The sequence below is a fragment of the Psychrobacter sp. CAL346-MNA-CIBAN-0220 genome (genome assembly GCF_040309805.1).
Classification (GTDB): Bacteria; Pseudomonadota; Gammaproteobacteria; order Pseudomonadales; family Moraxellaceae; genus Psychrobacter.
This window is the reverse complement of sequence record NZ_JBEOPF010000535.1, coordinates 1-253: the sequence shown is the minus strand read 5'-3', so window position 1 is coordinate 253 and position 253 is coordinate 1. Positions and strand designations below refer to the sequence as shown.

At 44.7% G+C, this 253-nt stretch carries 1 protein-coding gene; it reads left to right on the top strand.

All coding sequences use genetic code 11. The features are described from left to right. On the top strand, positions 1-253 hold a 253-nt coding region (locus tag AAEY88_RS14680; protein WP_350563569.1), incomplete at both ends, for a hypothetical protein.

The window sequence follows — 253 nt, the reverse complement described above, 5'->3', positions numbered from 1 at the left end:
GCTCAGGCTATAAAATCCGTAACGGTCGTCAAAAAGTATCTGAAGCGAAAGGCGAAGATTTAGCTTATACCGGCCGCGTAAAATACACTGCAGTACCGGGTTTAGAATTAGCTGCCACGGTTCAGTATCAGTCTGACTTAACTCAGGGGACTGCTGGTGTTGATAGCGCTTCTGCTACATTGTTAACAGCACACGCTATTTACAGCATTGAAAACTTCACTGTTAAGGCATTATTCGCCCAGTGGGATATTGA